This window comes from Bradyrhizobium sp. USDA3010 (genome assembly GCF_056429065.1).
This window is the reverse complement of sequence record NZ_JBWJZD010000017.1, coordinates 20,683-37,300: the sequence shown is the minus strand read 5'-3', so window position 1 is coordinate 37,300 and position 16,618 is coordinate 20,683. Positions and strand designations below refer to the sequence as shown.

Genomic DNA, 16,618 nt, shown 5'->3' with positions numbered 1-16,618 from the left:
CCGCACGCCGATGCAATCGCGCCGTGCCCTAAACCGCCTGCCTCGGCTCGCAACCGAGTGCTAGCCTTGACTCAAATCGGACCGGACCCTCATAGGCTCAACATGTCAGATAGATCGCTTGCCGACGGCAAGATCCTGCAAAGCGTGGTCGACGGCGTCGGCGTCATCACCTTCAACAATCCCGACAAGCGCAATGCGATGTCGCTGGAGATGTGGGAAGGGCTCGGCGAGGCGCTGACCGCCTTGCGCGACGACCCGGCTGTCCGTGTCGTGATCCTGGTCGGCGCGGGCGACAAGGCCTTCATGTCCGGCGCCGATATCAGCCAGTTCGAGAAGACCCGCCACAACGCGGAAGCCTCCGAGGAATATTCACGGCGCAGCGCCGCCCAGCGCGCCTTGCTCGCCGACTACCCGAAGCCGACCATCGCCTGCATCCGCGGCTTCTGCCTCGGCGGCGGCATGCAGGTCGCGATGCTGACCGATATCCGCATCTCCGGCGCCAGCGGGCAGTTCGGCATTCCCGCCGCCAAGCTCGGCATCGCCTATGGCTATGACGGGCTGCGCCACCTGGTGTCGCTGGTCGGCCCGTCCTGGGCGCGGCTGATCATGTATACCGGCATGCGGATCGACTCCGCGGAAGCGCTGCGGATCGGTCTCGTCGATCGCGTGCTGCCGGATGCCGAGCTGTGGGACGCGACCATGGAGATCGCGCGCACGATTTCGGGCAACGCGCCGCTGGCGATCAAGGCCGCCAAGATCACCATCGCGCAGGTGCTGAAGGATCCCGCCGATCGCGACATGGCCGCGATCAAGCAGATCGGCATCGACTGCATGGACAGCGCGGATTTCCGCGAAGGCCGCAGCGCCTTCATGGAAAAGCGCAAGCCGCAGTTCAAGGGCCGGTGACGCGGCAGTCTTACCCCGCCCAGCCGGCAGCAGCGCCCTGCTGCCGCAGGTGCGCTCGCCAAAATATCGAAAACAACCCCATGCAAAGGAGCCCGCGGCGTTCTGACAGGGCGACTTGACACGTCGGGCAACTCAGGACTATTCTTCTAATATTCCGAAATCGTGCAGGGCTCTGCGGGAGGCGAAGCACAGCTTCAGCGCCCTCGCGACGAGCCAGCCTACTTCTTCTCGTTGACCGGCACCGTGTAGTTGAGGATCAACCGCCCGCCGTCGGGATAGATGGTCTGGCCGGTGATGTAGGAGGCGTCGTCGCTGGCGAGGAACGCCACGACCGAGGCAACCTCGCTCGGCTCGCCGCAACGGCCGGCCGGAGTGCGCGACAGCACGCTGCGCCGCGCGTCCTCCGACGAGAAGATCGCCGTCGCCACCATCTCGGTCAGGATGGTGCCGGGTCCGACCGCCACGACGCGAATGCCGTGCGGTGCCAGCGCCACCGCGGCCACCGAGGTGAGCTGCTTCATCGCGCCCTTGGACATCGCGTAGGTCGCAAGCGAGGGGATCGCGAGCAGCGCGTTGACCGAGGACATGTTGACGACGACGCCGCCACCGCCCTGCGCGATCATCTGGCGCGCCGCGGCCTGGACGCCGAAGAACGCGCCCTTGAGATTGATCCCCATCACGTCGTCGAATTCGGCCTCGCTGATATCGAGGAAATCCCGGTTGCGCGCGACGCCGGCATTGTTGACCATGACGTCGAGCCGGCCGAACTCCTTCACCGCCGTGGCGACAATGCGGTCGACGTCGGCACGCTTGCTGACGTCGGCCTCGACGGCCCGCAACCGGTCCTCATGTCCGAGCTCCTGGGCGGTGTGGACGAGCCCGGCAGCGTCGACATCCGAGATCACAACCCTGGCGCCATCGGACAGGAAGCGCGCGGCGCAGGCCTTGCCGATGCCGCGCGCCGCCCCGGTGATGGCGACGACCTTGCCGGTATTCTTCATGGGAGTGCCTCCAGACCAAAACTGTTCGTAGAGCAATAGCGCATTGCGCGTCGGCAGGGAACGCGGCGGATTCTTCGCGCGCAGCGCTCAGGATTTGATGCGCGCGAGAATCCGGTCGGCCTCGGTGCGCCAATCGGCGCTGCGGGCGAAGTCCGGCGTTCCCTTGGGCCCGAACACGCCGTCATCGGCAAGATCGGCGATCCAGCCCTGCCGCTCGGCGGTCCCCGACGCGGACCATGGCGTCAGCCCGGCCTCGCGCACGGTCTCGGCCACCTCGCGCACCTCCTCGGCACGCCGCCGGCCATGCTGGATCACCCGCTGGAAGAAATAGGCGCCCTGCTTCTCCCAATCGATGCCTGGAAAGGTCTCCTTGAGCGAGGCGAGCACCGCATCCTCGACGCCATAGGCACGTGCGGTGGTAAAGCTCTCGATCACCATGGCCTCAAGGCCCTTGATCATGATGCTGCGGCACATCTTGACCGCCGAGGACACGCCAAGCTCGTCGCTCGCGACCTTCGCGGCGAAGCCAAGCGCCACCAATAGCGGCGCCAGTTCCCGCGCACCGCGGCCGCCGAGCAGCAGCGGCACCTTGATCCGGTAGGGCGGCAGCGAGGTCATCACCGCGCCCTCGACATAGCGGCCGCCGGCGCCATCGACGTGGGCCGCCGCGCGCCGCTTGGCGCCGGGCGACGCCGAATTGAAATCGAGAAACCAGGCGCCGTTCCGGATCGCGAGCGCGCAGGCCTCGGCCACCGGCACCGCCTGGCTCGCCGTCACCGCAGAGATGATGAAATCGGCCCGCGTCGCGAGATCGGTATGGGACTGCGCAAGCGCAACGCCGGTCTCCGCCGCGTGGGCGCGCAGCGGCACGCCCTCCGCGCGGTTGAGCTTGATATCGTAGGCAGCGACCTTGACGTCCTGCTGGCGCAGGTCCTCGGCGAGGATGCGTCCGACCTCGCCATAACCGAGCATGCCGACCTGCCACTGCCGCGGATCGCTGGAGATTGTCATCAGTTCAAGTCCCGTGTCGTGTCGTCAAACAGCTCGTCGACGGTGATCCGCCGGGGGATCAGCGCCTGCTGGGCGCAATAGTCGATCATCAGTTCGAGCGGCTTGCGGTTCGCTTCGACGCCGAACGGCAGCAGGTCCGGCACATCAGGCGGACCGGCGTTCGCCTTGGCGCGCTTGAGGAGTTCGTAGAGGCTGCGCACCACGTCCGGGCGCGATGTCGCAAGCTGCGTCGTCACCACCACCAGATGATTGACCGGCACGACGCCATGCCGCGCATACCACCGCGCCGCCTCTGCGGCGGGATCGGCGAACAACGGCCTGAGCGCCGGATCGCTCGAGGTCTCGCCCAGCACGGCGTCCAGCTCGCCGTCCTTCAGCATCTGGATGATGGCCCTGCCCTTCGGCGCCCGTTCAGTGCTGTCGACATATTCGGCGACATGCGGGTCCTCGAACGTGACCCAGTCGATGCGGTCGAGGTTGACGCCATGATCGTTGGCGAGGATGCCGCGCATCCATGCGCCCGTCGTGGTGGTGAACGAGCGGATGCCGACCCGCCTGCCTTCGAGATCGGCGGGCATCAGCGTGCCGCGGTCGGCGCGGTATAGCGCGTGGCCATGCTGGAAGCGGCCGACCATCGCAGCCGGCAACAGCACCAGTGGTTTGCCGTGCGCCCTTGCCATCAGATAGGTCACGGTCGCCATCTCACAGACATCGAACGCCTGCTCGCGCACCATCGGCTTGAACGCCGCGTTGGTCGGCGTGAACTCGGTGAAGTCGAGATCGAACAGTTCCGAGCGCAGCTCGCCGCTCTTCACCGCCTGGACGTGCGGGTGATTGCCAAGCACCGTGCGCAGCCGAAGTTTCTCCATGGCGACGAACTCCGCGGGGTCAGGTCAGCGCGCGCCCTGGATTCACGCTTGCGGCCTTGCGCAGCACAGGCGCTGGTTGATCGAGCGGCGCGGCTTGCATCGCGGCGACGGTCGCGCGCACCAGCTGCTCGATGGCGTGGCCGGCATCGGTGCCGTCGGCACTGCCGCGCGACAGGCGCGAGACGCGCTCCGGCGTCACCAGCGTGTAGTAGAGCGCGCCGAGCAGGAAGTGGCCGCGCCAGACCAGATCGGTGCGCGGAATATGCGGCAGGCTTTCATGGATCGCGTCGATGAAGGCGTGGCTGGTGTCGTCGAAGGTCTGCGCGATGATCTTGCGCACGACCTCGTTGCCCTCGGCCGACATGATCGCGCGCAACCGCGTGAATCGCGTCCCGCCGCCGGCGAGATCGCTGCCCGAGGTGAAGGCCGGCAGCACATAGGCGCGCACGATCGCCTCCAGCCGGTCCTGCAGGTCGCGGACCCGCCGCGCCGCCGCCAGGAGCTCCGAGCGCCGCCGGTTCATCGGGCCGCAATGCCGCCGATAGATCTCCAGCAGCAGACCGTCCTTGGTCTTGAAGTGATAGGTCACGCTGCCGGGATTGGCGCCGGCTGCCTGTGCGATGTCACGGACCGAGACCGCGTTGAAGCCGTAGGTCGAGAACAGTTCCTCCGCCGCGGCGAGGATCGCCTCACGCATGTTCGGCTTGCGGGTGCTGGCCGCCTTGGCGTCGGCCTTCATGCCGGGCTTGGCAGGTTTGCGGACCATATTTGTACTATCGTCCAAATATTCAGGTCACGTCAACAAGGCGGCGGCGGGCCCGCGTTCAGAACAGTTTGACGTCAGGCTCGGCACGGCCGCGTGCCGCGGCATCGAGCAGAAAGGTTTGACCGTGGCCGGGATCGGCCGCGCGCTGTGCCTCGTCCATGTCCTGCCAGGCCGAGGTGACCAGCACGCGCGCGAAATCGCGGCCGACAAAGGCCGGGCAGCTCGATTGGCTCGCCGGCACCTTCAGCGAGCGCAGGTGCCGGCCGCTGGGATCGTAGACATCGACGCAGCTACCGCCCCAGCGCGCGTTCCAGATCAACCCATCGGCATCGACGATCGCACCGTCGAGCCCGCCGGTGCCTTGATGTCTGATCAAATCGATCGGCTCGCCGGTCGGCAGTCCGGTTGATGGATCGAGCGGTACGCGATGCAGCACGTTGGTCGCGGTATCGGCGAAATAGCCGACGTCGCCAGCGGGCGAAAAACAGATCGCATTGGGGATCGTGACCCCGGGATAGAGCCGCGTGATGTGGCCGTGATGCAGCGCGTAGATCGAACCTGCGCCGTGCTCGGCCTGGCGCCCCATGGTGCCGAGCCAGAAGGTGCCCGACGGATGCACGCGCGCATCATTGGAGCGCGTCACGGGATTGTCGGCTTCGAGTGCGACGAACAGCTCCATGCGACCGCTGGCGACCTGCCGGACGTAAAGCCCATCCTCAGTGAGGATCAGCTGCCGTTCGCCATCGATCCGCGCCAGCGCGCTCGCCATTCTCGGCAGCTCGTGAATGACGGTCCGGCCGCTTGCAAAACGATGCTCGAACAGGCGACGCTCGCGGATGTCGAACCACCAGGCGGTGTCGGTCGCCACGTCATAGGTCGGGCCCTCGCCGAGATGACAGCGCTCGGTGGACAGCACGGATGTCGGCACCTGTTCGATCAGCGGCTCGGCGGCACGGTCGGTCATGGCGTCACTCACATGGTCGAGAATCGATAAATTGCGGTGCGTCGATAGATCTGCCCGGGATCGAGCCGCGCCGACGGGAAGTCGGGCCGGTTCGGCGTATCCGGCCAGGCGTGCGGCTCGAGACATAGCGCATCGGATTGGCGATACAGCCGATCACCCTTGCCGGCGCTCGAGCCATCGAGGAAATTGCCGGAATAGAACTGCAACCCCGGCTGATCGGTGAACAGCTCCATCACGCGGCCGCTGTGCGGCGCCTCGAGGCGTGCGGCGAGGCGAAGGCCTGTCCCCGAGGCCAGACAGAAATTGTGGTCGTAGCCGCGCCCGAGCCGCAGCTGCTCGTCGTTCATCCTGATCCGCGCGCCGATCGCAGTGGGCTTGCGGAAGTCGAACGGCGTGCCATCAACCGGCTGCGGCGAGCCCGGCAACGGAATCGCGGTGGCGTCCACCGCGAGGAAATGGTCTGAGGCGATCGTCAGCCGATGATCGAGGATCTGCGTGCCCGAGCGTGCGCCGTCGAGATTGAAGAAGCTGTGATTGGTGAGGTTGACGTATGTCGGCCGGTCGGTAGTCGCCTCAAAGGTGACCGCGAGTTCCATCGGGTCGCGCACGCGATAGGTCACGCGGGTCTGAAGATTGCCCGGATAGCCCTCTTCGCCATGCGGGCTTTCGCGCTCCAGCACCACTGCCGGCCCCGGTTCATCGGATAGTTCGGCGATCCGCCACAGTTTCCGATCAAAGCCCTGCAGCCCGCCATGCAGCGCGTTGGGACCGTTGTTGGCGGCGAGATTCGCCGTCTCGCCATCGAGCACGAAGCGCGCGGCGGCGATCCGGTTGGCGTAGCGCCCGATGGTCGCGCCGAAGAATTTGCGTTGCGCGAGATAGCCGTCGAACTCGTCGTGGCCCAGCACGACGTCGTCGCAATGCCCGCCGCGATCGGGTGTCAGCAGCGTTTGCAGCGTGGCGCCGAAGGGAAGGATGCTGGCCTCGAAGCCCTGCGCGCCGCGCAACGTCACGCGCTCGACCACGGTGCCGTCGTGCGATTTGCCGAAGGGCGCGCGAGCAATGCTGGCTGATGTCATTGTCAGTCCCCGAACGCCTCGACAGAGCGCCGTCGCCCCAGCATGAAGCTATCGGCGACCAGCCGCAAGGGCGCGAGGTCGACCTCGGACTTTCCGTCCGCCGTCAGCGCGACGAAGCGGCGGTACAGCGCGGGATATTCCTCATCCGTGGCATTGACCACCAACCTGCTGCCGTCGCGCAGCTGCCGTCCGCCTTTCGACAGCGTCACAGGCCCAGCCTCGGTCTCGCACAGGATGTCCCAGCTCGGCGGCCCGGTCTGGCGAAGATCGAATTCGGCGTGGATCGGCAGGCCGTTCTCATCGGACAGTTCGATTGCTGCTGCAATCGGCGCCTCCCGGTTGGAAGGAACGTCCAACATTGCGCTCTTGATGAAGACTGGACGCGGCAGGATCTCGGTCAGGATCGACAGTGCGTTGATGCCGGGATCGAACACGCCGAAGCCACCGGCCTCGAAGATCCAGGCCTGGCCTGGATGCCAGACGCGGACGTCTTCCTTCCAGATGATCGTCACCTTGTTGATCGTGCGGCCGGCGAGCAATTGCCGCGCCGGTCCAACCGCGGGTGCGTAGCGCGAGTGCCATGCCGCAAACAATGTCCGGCCGGCCTCGCCCGCGGCCGCGATCAGCGGCGTGAGTTCGCCTAACGTAGACCCAGGCGGCTTCTCCAGCAGCACGTGCTTGCCCGCCGCGAGCGCCGCGGCGGCCTGCGCGTGACGCGCCTGCGGCGGCGTGCACAGTGCAACCGCATCGATCTCCGGCCCGTCGCGCAACAACTCCTGCAAATCGCGGAAATGCGGCAGGCCGGATGGGCTCTTCGCCGCATCGGCCACCGCGACGAGTGCCGCGCCTGATGTCTTCGCGATTGCAGGCACGTGCTGCCGGCACGCGATCTCCCCGAAACCGACGATGGCGACGCGAAGCAGATCGCTCATGGCCGTCCTCGCGTTGCTGCCCGCCCGGACGGCCGATGCCGCCAGGCAAGGTCATAGGCCAGCACCGGATACCAACGGCATGATCCGGTTTTGGTTGCAAAGGTGCAGCTCCACGACGCCTTGTTGTACGGCGCACGGCGGGGGTATCGGTCCTGATCCATCACAACCGATGCTCCAGACTGTTGTTTTGACGGGTTTTCTTCGCGTGAACCGGTCACCGCGCCATTCGAAGCCGCGCTAGCGGGCGGCTTCGAATCCGCCGAGCACCGCCGTCAGATTGGCACCGAGGATGTCGGAGAGATAGCCGCCCTCCTGAACGAGCACGGTCGGCAGGCCGAACCGGGCCAGCCCTTCGCCGATGCGGCGGAAGCCGTCGGTGGTGACGGCGAGGCCTGCGAGCGGGTCCTTCTCGGAGGCGTCAAGCCCGAGCGCGACCACGAGCGCGGTCGGCGCGAAGGAGCGGATCGCCTTCTCCGCCGCCGCGAGCGCCCTGATGTAGTCGTCGTCGCCGGTGCCCTTGGCGAGGGGAATGTTGAGATTGGTGCCAAGGCCGGGCCCGGCACCGCGCTCATGCGCATAACCCCAGACGAACGGGTAGAAGAACGACGGATCGGCGTGGATCGAGACGGTGAAGACGTCCGGCCGCTCGTAGAAGATGCCCTGCGTGCCGTTGCCATGATGCACGTCGACATCGAGGATCGCGACGCGCTCGTGCTGCTGGCGCAGGTGCTCGGCCGCGATCGCGCTGTTGTTGAGGAAGCAGAAGCCCCCGGCGAGATCGCGATAGGCGTGGTGACCGGGCGGACGACACAGCGCGTAGACGGCGTCCTCGCCGTCGAGCACCATCTGCGCCGCGGTGACCGCGACGTCGCTCGAGGCGCAGGCGCCGGCCCAGGCGCCGGGGCCGATCGGTGCCGCGGTGTCGACCGTATGCCAGCCGAGCTTGCCGACGATGTGGGTGGGGTAGGTGCCGGCGTTGCGCACCGGATGCATGTTCGCGATCATCTCCGGTCCGGCGTTGCCGAGCGCCGACCATTCGCCCCAGGCATCGGCGAGAAAGCTCAGATATTCCGGACTGTGCACCCGCGCCCGCGGCCCTTGCCCGAATTTAGTCGGCTCGATCAGCGTGTGCTTGCCGGCTCTCAGGCCCGCCAGCAGGCGGTCGGCGCGCTCGGGCTGCTCTGTGGTGCGCTGGACCACACCGCGGACCAGGAAGAACTGCGGATCATGGCTGCGGTGCAGATCACTGTAGACGGCCTTCACGAGATACTCCTGTTCGATGAGCAGTTGAGCTGAGCCTTTGCTAGCGAATTGTACAGTATCAGCGGCGGCGATGATCTGAAACAGCGCGCGATTTCATGCTATGTCCGCAGGCAGCGCAATGATTCAAGCACGCAGGAGACGAATCCCGGCCATGGCGGGAAGCAAGGTGGAGACGGAGGATACGACAACGGGGCGGCGCGGCCGGCCACGCTCTGCCGCGACCACGGCCGCGATCTTGCACAGCGCCTATACGCTGATGGCGACCACCGGCCTTGCCGCCACCACCATCGACGCGATCGCCAGACATTCCAACGTCTCGAAGATGACGATCTACAAATGGTGGCCGTCGCGCGAGGCCTTGCTGATCGATGCCTTCCTCGACCAGGCCTCGCGCGCGGTACCGCTGCCGGAAGCGGGCCATCCGGTCGCCCGCATCCGCCGCCACGTCGCGACCTATGTCGAGGCGTTGCAGGGCGAGTTCGGACGGGTGCAGCTCGCGGTGATCTCGGAATGCATCTCGCAGACCGGCACGGCGGAATTGTTCTATGAGCGCTACCTCGGCCTTCGTCGCGCCAGGATGCTGGAAATCATCGCCGCCGGCCAGAAGGACGGCAGCATCGCCGCGCCGGGCGTACCCGGCGATATCTATGACGCGATCTACGGCAGCCTGTTCTACCGCTATGTCTTCGGCATCAAGCCGCTGACGCCGGCCTATGCCCGCAACCTCGTCAATCTGGTGCTGCGGCCGCACGCCGAGGCGTGAGCATCACGCAGAGCGCTGCCGCTGACGGCGGAACCAGGCCCAGGTCTCGCGCGTCACTGCGCGATAGTTACTGCCGCGATACACGATGTGGCCATCGACGATCGCGTTCAGCTTCGGCAACGCATGGAACGGCACCGTCGGATAGGCATGATGCTCGACATGGTAGGGCATGTTCCAGGCGAACCATTTCATGATCCGGCCTGTCATCGTGGTGCGGGTGTTCTCGAATGCACTCCGCGTCCGCTCGCAACCGGTATGCTCGGCGTAAAGATACGGGCGCAGGACGAGCTGACCGGCCAGCAGCGGCACGATCCACACCCAGAGCAGGATCGCGCTGTGCAGCGCGAGCGATGCCGCCAGCAACAGCAGATAACCTGCAAGATAAAGCCTGGCTTCCAGCACGATCGAGGCGCGCTTATGTTCCGGAATCCACGGCACGGTCACCTTCCCGGTGAGTGCGTGCCGGAACATCAGCCGGATCCGGACCAGCACCTGCACCAGCCCCGAATAGGCAATCGCGAGCTGGGTGTCTGACGCCGGCTTGGGACCGACGATCAGCTCCGGGTCCTTCTCCGGATCCTGGGTGTAGCGATGATGGTCCCAGTGAAACAGGCAGTAATATTGGTAAGGCAATCCGATCATGAAGGCGGACAGGTTGCCGACCACAAGATTGAGCGCATGACTGCGGAACGCCGTCTTGTGCGCGGTCTCGTGCACCACCATGAACAGGAACGCGACGAAGTAGCCCTGGATGGCGATCAGCGGCAACGCCCACGCGAGACCATAGCGCGACGAGACCAGCCAGATCAGCGCGCCGACCACAACGATCATCCCGTAATGGCTGGCCGCGCGCACCGCGCCGGCAAGGTTCGACTTGGCCGACAGGTCGCGCAAGGTCAGCGGGCTGAGCGGCTTCAGGCGAGGTCCGGCGTCACTGGTCTCTGCGGTGCTCATGGTCGTCTCACCTGTCAGCGTTGCAAGAGCGCCGAGATTTCGGCGTTGATGAAGGCGCGGTCTTCGGCGTTGTTGGCCGGATTGCCGGCGCGGTGCCCATGGATCGAGGGGATCGGATGCAGCGCCGCGGAGCGGGCATTGACCAGGCGGCCGAGCTCATCTTCGTTGTCGCGCGGGTCGAAATAGCGGTCGGTGCGGCCGGGCATCAGCAGGACATGCGCCCTGATCGCGGCCAATGCGCGATCGAAGTCACCGCCGAATTCAGCGCAGCGGCTGATGTCGCCGGTCTGCCAGATCGAGATTTGCGCCAGCAGGTCATTCGCATCGCGCCGCGCGAAGGCACCGTCCCAGGATCGCGCGAGGTAGTCTTCCAATGAGCTGAAGCCGGCCTCGCGCCAGACCTCCTCGCGATAGAACTCATGCGACATCGCCCAGCCGGCATAGACGCGCCCCATCGCGCGAAGGCCCGCGGTCGGCTTGGTGACGAAGCGGCCATCCTGGTAGGCCGGGTCGGTGGTCAGCGCAGCCTTCACACCCTCGAGGAAGACATGATTATACGGCGAGCACCGCGCGCTGCCGCAGACCACGGCCGCGCGCTCCACCATGTCGGGATAGCGCGCGGCCCAGTGATAGGCCTGCATGCCGCCCATCGACCAGCCATAGACCAGCGCAAGCTTCGCGACGCCAAACCGCTCGACCAGCAGCCGCCGCTGGATCGCGACCGCGTCATGATAGGTGAAGGCGGGGAACGGCGCGCCGCCGAGCACTTCGCCCGAATTCGAGGGGGAGGACGACAGACCGTTGCCGAACAGGTTCGCGATGACGATGAAGTAGCGCTCCGGATCGAGCGCCCCGCCCGGCTGCACCAGCCATTCGATGTCGGCGTGCTGCGCGGCGAACGACGTCGGATAGAGGATGACGTTGTCCTTGGCCGCGTTCAGCGTGCCGTAGGTCTTGTAGGCGAGCGCAAGCTGCGGAAACACCGCGCCGCCCTGCAAGGTCACCCGACCTGCCTCGAACACCTCGTAGTCACGTGACGCGGTCATGCGCATTCGACCTCGATCGGCAGGGCGCGACGCTGCGCCCTCAATAACTGTACTTATAGTACACTAATTTGGAACCGAAGCAAGAGCGGCGAAGGTGGCATCGCACCGGGCCGATCCATTCAAAATCGGTATCGATCAATACCCGTTTCGGCTTGGACCCATTGCCGTCATCTCTCTAGGACAGTCCCCGAGGAAATCTTAAGGAGGCGCGAATGAGCGCAATTGTGTCCGCCACGGACGCGCGGCGATCCCGCGTCCGGCTGTTGATCGTGACGATGCTGTTTCTCGTCACCACCGTGAACTATGCCGATCGCGCCACACTCTCGATCGCCGGCCCTGCCCTCTCCAAGGAACTGCATCTCGATCCCGTCGCGATGGGTTACGTGTTCTCGGCGTTCGGCTGGTCCTATGTGATCGCGCAGGTGCCGTGCGGCTGGCTGCTCGACCGCTACGGCTCCAAATGGGTCTATGCGATCAGCATCATCGTCTGGTCGATCTTCACCGCGATGCAGGGCCTGGTCGGGTTCCTCTCCGCGGGCGCGGCCGTGGTGCTGCTGTTCGGGCTGCGCTTCCTGGTCGGCTTCGCCGAAGCGCCATCGTTCCCGGCCAATGCCCGCATCGTCGCGGCCTGGTTCCCCGGCAATGAGCGCGGCACCGCATCGGCGTTCTTCAACTCCGGACAGTATTTCGCGACCGTGATCTTCGCGCCGCTGATGGGCTGGATCGCGCACGAATACGGCTGGCGCCACGTGTTCTACGTGATGGGCGGGCTCGGCATCGTGATGGGCATCGCCTGGATCAAGACGATCTACGAGCCGAAGGACCATCCTGGGATCAACGAGGCCGAGTTCGACTACATCAAGCAGGGCGGCGCGCTGGTCGACATGGACGCGGCGAAGGCCGGCAAGACGCACGACAGCGGCCCCGGCTGGGACCATATTCGCCAGCTGCTCGCCAACCGCATGATGCTCGGCGTCTATATCGGCCAATACTGCATCAACACGCTGACCTATTTCTTCCTGACCTGGTTCCCGGTCTACCTGGTGAAGGAGCGCGGGCTCTCGATCCTGCAGGCCGGCTTCGTCGCGACATTGCCGGCGCTGTGCGGCTTCATCGGCGGCGTGCTCGGCGGCGTGATCTCGGACTACCTGCTGCGCCGCACCGGCTCGCTGACCATGGCGCGCAAGATCCCGATCGTCGGCGGCATGCTGCTGTCGATGACGATCATCGCCTGCAACTACGTCGACAGCCAGGCGCTGGTGGTCGGCTTCATGGCGCTCGCCTTCTTCGGCAAGGGCATCGGCGCGCTCGGCTGGGCGGTCGTCTCCGACACCTCGCCGAAGGAAGCCGGCGGCGTCTCCGGCGGGTTGTTCAACACCTTCGGCAATCTGTCCTCGATCACCACGCCGATCATCATCGGCTACATCCTCGCCGCCACCGGCTCGTTCAATGGCGCGCTGGTGTTCGTCGGCGCCAACGCGCTGGTCGCGGCGATCGCCTACCTGTTCATCGTCGGCGAGATCAAGCGGGTGCAGCTGAAGGCGGCCTGAGCGGGCCGCCGCCGCAACAACACATCAACGGCGGCTTCGGCCGCCGTCTTTGTCTTCTTGTTTGTCTGCTTTTTTGTCTTCTTGGCCAGTGGGAGGCATCGATGCTAGAACGTACAAATCCTCGACCGATCCATTCCAGGCTAGCATCGATGTTCGACCTGAACCAGCTCCGCTGTTTCGTCACGGTGGCCGAGGAATTGCACTTCGGCCGCGCCGCGGCGCGGCTCAACATGACGCAGCCGCCGCTCAGCCGGCAGATCCAGGTACTCGAGCACATCATCGACGCGCCGCTGCTGGAACGCACCAGCCGCTCGGTGCGGCTGACCCCGGCGGGACGCAGCTTCCTGCCGGAAGCGCGGCGCATTCTCAAGCTCGCGGAATCCGCTTCGCAAGTCGCCCGCCGCATTGCGCTCGGCAAGACCGGCTCGCTCAAGATCGGCTTCACGGCCGCGGCCGCCTATGGCTTCCTGCCCGATCTGATCGCAGCCGCCCGTTCCCGCCTGCCCGAGGTCGATTTTTCCCTGAAGGAGATGGTCTCGGGCGATCAGTTCGAGGCGCTCACCACCGGCCAGATCGATGCCGGCCTGCTGCGGCCGCCGATCGCGCGGCCGGAATTCGCCAGCCGGCGCGTCGTGGCCGAGCCGCTGCTCGCCGCGATCCCGAAGAAGCATCCGCTGGCCGCGGCCGTAACCGTCAGCATCAAGGATTTCGACGACCAGCCCTTCGTGATGTATTCGCCCTATGAGGCGCGATACTTCCACGATCTGCTGGTGTCGCTGTTCACGCGCGCCGACGTGCTGCCGCGCTATGTGCAGCATCTCAGCCAGATCCATTCGATCCTCGCCATGGTGCGCGCCGGGCTGGGCGTCGCGATCGTGCCGGAAGCCGCCGCCAGCCTGAAGATCGCGGACGTCAAGCTGAAGCCGCTGAAGCTGCGCACGCCGGTGCCGGTCGAACTGTTCATGGTGTGGCGGCGCGATCACGAGAACCAGTTGCTGCCGTCCTTGATCGAGATCGCGACCGAAATCGCCGCGCCGCATCTGCGCGGCGATTGATGCCGATTGGGCATCGCTCGATACCGCGTTTGGCTTGGACGCGCATCGAAGCATTCCCTAAGAATTCCGCCATGGACGCGCGCTGCTCGCGCATCCCTGATCCCAACAACATTCCAGGAGTGGCGCCATGAGCAAGTTGACCCCTCAGGAGATGGCCGCAAGAATCGGTGGCGGCCTCCTGTCTTTCCCCGTGACCCCGTTCAAGCCGGATTATTCGTTCGACGAGGCGACTTATCGCGCCAACATGGACTGGCTGTGCGGCTATGACGTCGCCGGCCTGTTCGCCGCCGGGGGCACCGGCGAGTTCTTCTCGCTGACGCCGTCTGAAGTTCCCCATGTCGTGAAGATCGCGGTCGACGAGACCAAGGGCCGCGTTCCCGTGCTGGCCGGCACCGGCTACGGCACCGCAATCGCGCGCGAGATCGCTGTTGGCGCCGAGAAGGCCGGCGCCGACGGCCTGTTGCTGCTGCCGCCCTATCTCACCCATGCCGAGCAGGACGGCCTCGCCGCCCATGTCGAGGCGGTGTGTGCGTCGGTCAAGATCGGCGTCATCGTCTACAATCGCGACAATGCGATCCTGCAGCCCGACACGCTGGCGCGCCTCTGCGAGCGCTGCCCGAACCTCGTCGGCTACAAGGACGGCATCGGCGACATCGAGCTGATGACCCGCGTCTACACCAGGCTCGGCGACCGCCTGACCTATATCGGCGGCCTGCCGACGGCAGAGACCTTTGCGCTGCCCTATCTCGACATGGGCGTGACCACCTATTCGTCGGCGGTGTTCAATTTCGTGCCGGAATTCGCCACCAGATTCTACGCCGCGGTGCGCCGGCGCGATCATCAGACCATCCATGCAGGCCTGAAGGATTTCATCCTGCCGCTGATCGCGATACGCAACCGCAAGAAGGGCTATGCGGTGTCGATCATCAAGGCCGGCATGAAGGTGATCGGCCGCGATTCCGGCCCGGTGCGGCCGCCGCTCACCGATCTCACCGAGCAGGAGATCGCCGAGCTCGCGGCACTGGTGGCGAAGCTGCCGCAGGCCGCGACCCGGCAGGCGGCGGAATAAGCCGAACGGCCAACGACCAAGGGAGGAGCAGATGATTCAGGACACGATCCGCACCGGCTTTGCCGGCGCCCCCGTCGTCACGGCGATGGAGGTGATCCCGGTCGCCGGCCGCGACGGGATGCTCCTCAATCTGAGCGGCGCGCATGCGCCGTTCTTCACCCGCAACCTCGTCGTCCTCACCGACAACTCCGGCCACACCGGCGTCGGCGAGGTGCCGGGCGGCGAGAAGATCCGCAAGACGCTCGAGGACGCCCGCGACCTCGTCGTCGGCCAGACCATCGGCACTTGCAACAACATCCTGGCGTCGATGCGCCGGACCTTCGCCGACCGCGACGCTGGCGGACGCGGCAAGCAGACCTTTGACCTCCGCGTCACCATTCATGCAGTGACCGCGGTGGAATCCGCGCTGCTCGATCTGCTCGGCCAGCATCTCAATCTCCCGGTCGCGGCGCTGCTCGGCGAAGGCCAGCAGCGCGCTGATGTCGAGACGCTCGGCTATCTGTTCTTCGTCGGCGATCGCAGGAAGACCAGCCTGCCCTATGTCGAAGGCGAGAGCGGCAAGCCCGACTGGTTCAACCTGCGCCACCAGGTGGCGATGACGCCGGAGGCGATCGTGCGCCTCGCCGAAGCGACGCAGGCGCATTACGGCTTCGCCGATTTCAAGCTCAAGGGCGGCGTGCTCGCCGGCGAACAGGAGATCGAGGCCGTCACCGCAATTGCAAAACGCTTTCCGAAAGCCCGCGTCACGCTCGACCCGAACGGTGCCTGGTCGCTCGACGAGGCGATCCGGCTGTGCAGCAACATGCATGGCGTGCTCGCCTATGCCGAGGACCCCTGCGGCGCGGAGGCCGGCTTTTCGGGTCGCGAGATCATGGCCGAGTTCCGTCGCGCGACGGGGCTGCCGACCGCAACCAACATGATCGCGACCGACTGGCGCCAGCTCAGCCACGCGCTGCGGCTCGGGGCGGTCGACATCCCGCTGGCCGATCCGCATTTCTGGACCATGCAGGGCTCGGTGCGGGTGGCGCAGACCTGCCGCGACAACGGCCTGACCTGGGGCTCGCACTCCAACAACCACTTTGACATTTCGCTGGCGATGTTCACCCATGTCGGCGCCGCGGCTCCCGGCAAGGTGACCGCGATCGACACCCACTGGATCTGGCAGGACGGCCAGGCGTTGACCAAAGAGCCGCTGCAGATCAAAGGCGGCAAGATCGCGATCCCGGATCGGCCGGGCCTCGGCATCGAGCTCGATCGCGCTGCCATCGAGGCGGCGAACGCGCTATACAAGCAGCATGGCCTCGGCGCCCGCGACGATGCGCTGGCCATGCAGTTCCTGATCCAGGGGTGGACCTTCGACGACAAGCGTCCCTGCCTCGTGCGTTAACAA

General features: G+C 65.9%; 16 protein-coding genes. 6 read left to right on the top strand and 10 right to left on the bottom strand.

The features are described from left to right. Positions 1–102 precede the first annotated feature (102 nt). The gene (locus tag AC066Y_RS24170) at positions 103–906 is read left to right on the top strand and encodes an enoyl-CoA hydratase (protein WP_478276055.1); all 804 of its coding nucleotides are present in this window, start codon (positions 103–105) and stop codon (positions 904–906) included. Between the two features lie 218 nt (positions 907–1,124). Here the strand turns inward: AC066Y_RS24170 and AC066Y_RS24165 are convergent, their stop codons facing one another. The 8 genes from AC066Y_RS24165 to AC066Y_RS24130 form a co-directional block, all read right to left on the bottom strand. Next, positions 1,125–1,907: an SDR family NAD(P)-dependent oxidoreductase gene (locus AC066Y_RS24165; RefSeq protein WP_478276054.1), complete on the bottom strand. Its 783-nt coding sequence runs from the start codon at positions 1,905–1,907 to the stop codon at positions 1,125–1,127. A gap of 87 nt (positions 1,908–1,994) precedes the next feature. Next, complete coding sequence (locus tag AC066Y_RS24160) at positions 1,995–2,918, bottom strand: DUF1932 domain-containing protein (protein WP_478276053.1); 924 nt, start codon at positions 2,916–2,918, stop codon at positions 1,995–1,997. Further along, positions 2,918–3,787, bottom strand: coding sequence for an ABC transporter substrate-binding protein (locus AC066Y_RS24155; RefSeq protein WP_478276052.1), 870 nt, complete (start codon positions 3,785–3,787; stop codon positions 2,918–2,920). Before AC066Y_RS24155 ends, AC066Y_RS24160 begins: the two co-directional genes overlap by 1 nt. Before the next feature lie 19 nt (positions 3,788–3,806). Continuing rightward, entirely contained in the window at positions 3,807–4,553 is a 747-nt protein-coding gene (locus AC066Y_RS24150; protein ID WP_478276051.1) for a TetR/AcrR family transcriptional regulator, read from the bottom strand. A 58-nt stretch (positions 4,554–4,611) separates the two neighbouring features. Then, entirely contained in the window at positions 4,612–5,490 is an 879-nt protein-coding gene (locus tag AC066Y_RS24145; protein ID WP_478276150.1) for an SMP-30/gluconolactonase/LRE family protein, read from the bottom strand. 35 nt (positions 5,491–5,525) lie between these two features. Continuing rightward, on the bottom strand, positions 5,526–6,596 hold the full coding sequence (locus AC066Y_RS24140; RefSeq protein WP_478276050.1) for an aldose epimerase family protein: 1,071 nt from the start codon (positions 6,594–6,596) through the stop codon (positions 5,526–5,528). A 2-nt stretch (positions 6,597–6,598) separates the two neighbouring features. Then, positions 6,599–7,528: a Gfo/Idh/MocA family protein gene (locus tag AC066Y_RS24135; RefSeq protein WP_478276049.1), complete on the bottom strand. Its 930-nt coding sequence runs from the start codon at positions 7,526–7,528 to the stop codon at positions 6,599–6,601. A gap of 237 nt (positions 7,529–7,765) precedes the next feature. Continuing rightward, positions 7,766–8,791: a histone deacetylase family protein gene (locus tag AC066Y_RS24130; protein WP_478276048.1), complete on the bottom strand. Its 1,026-nt coding sequence runs from the start codon at positions 8,789–8,791 to the stop codon at positions 7,766–7,768. 151 nt (positions 8,792–8,942) lie between these two features. On the opposite strand from AC066Y_RS24130, the gene AC066Y_RS24125 reads away from it, so the two are divergent. After that, positions 8,943–9,554, top strand: coding sequence for a TetR/AcrR family transcriptional regulator (locus tag AC066Y_RS24125; RefSeq protein WP_478276047.1), 612 nt, complete (start codon positions 8,943–8,945; stop codon positions 9,552–9,554). Between the two features lie 3 nt (positions 9,555–9,557). Here AC066Y_RS24125 and AC066Y_RS24120 read toward each other — a convergent pair whose 3' ends face one another. Both AC066Y_RS24120 and AC066Y_RS24115 read right to left on the bottom strand, forming a co-directional pair. Then, positions 9,558–10,508: a fatty acid desaturase gene (locus tag AC066Y_RS24120; RefSeq protein WP_478276046.1), complete on the bottom strand. Its 951-nt coding sequence runs from the start codon at positions 10,506–10,508 to the stop codon at positions 9,558–9,560. Positions 10,509–10,522: 14 nt separating this feature from the next. Next, the gene (locus AC066Y_RS24115; protein WP_478276045.1) at positions 10,523–11,554 is read right to left on the bottom strand and encodes an alpha/beta fold hydrolase; all 1,032 of its coding nucleotides are present in this window, start codon (positions 11,552–11,554) and stop codon (positions 10,523–10,525) included. Positions 11,555–11,766: 212 nt separating this feature from the next. Between AC066Y_RS24115 and AC066Y_RS24110 the strand changes: the two genes are divergently transcribed. From AC066Y_RS24110 to gudD, 4 genes are all read left to right on the top strand, one after another. Further along, entirely contained in the window at positions 11,767–13,104 is a 1,338-nt protein-coding gene (locus tag AC066Y_RS24110; protein WP_478276044.1) for an MFS transporter, read from the top strand. Between the two features lie 149 nt (positions 13,105–13,253). Further along, a complete protein-coding gene (locus AC066Y_RS24105) occupies positions 13,254–14,159 on the top strand; it encodes a LysR family transcriptional regulator (RefSeq protein WP_478276043.1) in 906 nt (301 codons plus the stop codon). 127 nt (positions 14,160–14,286) lie between these two features. Further along, positions 14,287–15,228, top strand: coding sequence for a 5-dehydro-4-deoxyglucarate dehydratase (gene kdgD, locus AC066Y_RS24100; RefSeq protein ID WP_478276042.1), 942 nt, complete (start codon positions 14,287–14,289; stop codon positions 15,226–15,228). 31 nt (positions 15,229–15,259) lie between these two features. Beyond that, the gene (gudD, locus tag AC066Y_RS24095) at positions 15,260–16,615 is read left to right on the top strand and encodes a glucarate dehydratase (protein WP_478276041.1); all 1,356 of its coding nucleotides are present in this window, start codon (positions 15,260–15,262) and stop codon (positions 16,613–16,615) included. Positions 16,616–16,618 lie beyond the last annotated feature (3 nt).

Excerpts from the sequence above, each read along its gene's own strand:
- kdgD (WP_478276042.1), top strand. The coding sequence starts at position 14,287 with ATGAGCAAGTTGACCCCTCAGGAGATGGCCGCAAGAATCGGTGGCGGC.
- AC066Y_RS24115 (WP_478276045.1), bottom strand. The coding sequence starts at position 11,554 with ATGACCGCGTCACGTGACTACGAGGTGTTCGAGGCAGGTCGGGTGACC.
- AC066Y_RS24170 (WP_478276055.1), top strand. The coding sequence starts at position 103 with ATGTCAGATAGATCGCTTGCCGACGGCAAGATCCTGCAAAGCGTGGTC.
- AC066Y_RS24110 (WP_478276044.1), top strand. The coding sequence starts at position 11,767 with ATGAGCGCAATTGTGTCCGCCACGGACGCGCGGCGATCCCGCGTCCGG.
- AC066Y_RS24165 (WP_478276054.1), bottom strand. The coding sequence starts at position 1,907 with ATGAAGAATACCGGCAAGGTCGTCGCCATCACCGGGGCGGCGCGCGGC.
- gudD (WP_478276041.1), top strand. The coding sequence starts at position 15,260 with ATGATTCAGGACACGATCCGCACCGGCTTTGCCGGCGCCCCCGTCGTC.
- AC066Y_RS24140 (WP_478276050.1), bottom strand. The coding sequence starts at position 6,596 with ATGACATCAGCCAGCATTGCTCGCGCGCCCTTCGGCAAATCGCACGAC.
- AC066Y_RS24105 (WP_478276043.1), top strand. The coding sequence starts at position 13,254 with ATGTTCGACCTGAACCAGCTCCGCTGTTTCGTCACGGTGGCCGAGGAA.
- AC066Y_RS24155 (WP_478276052.1), bottom strand. The coding sequence starts at position 3,787 with ATGGAGAAACTTCGGCTGCGCACGGTGCTTGGCAATCACCCGCACGTC.
- AC066Y_RS24160 (WP_478276053.1), bottom strand. The coding sequence starts at position 2,918 with ATGACAATCTCCAGCGATCCGCGGCAGTGGCAGGTCGGCATGCTCGGT.
- AC066Y_RS24150 (WP_478276051.1), bottom strand. The coding sequence starts at position 4,553 with ATGGTCCGCAAACCTGCCAAGCCCGGCATGAAGGCCGACGCCAAGGCG.
- AC066Y_RS24135 (WP_478276049.1), bottom strand. The coding sequence starts at position 7,528 with ATGAGCGATCTGCTTCGCGTCGCCATCGTCGGTTTCGGGGAGATCGCG.
- AC066Y_RS24120 (WP_478276046.1), bottom strand. The coding sequence starts at position 10,508 with ATGAGCACCGCAGAGACCAGTGACGCCGGACCTCGCCTGAAGCCGCTC.
- AC066Y_RS24125 (WP_478276047.1), top strand. The coding sequence starts at position 8,943 with ATGGCGGGAAGCAAGGTGGAGACGGAGGATACGACAACGGGGCGGCGC.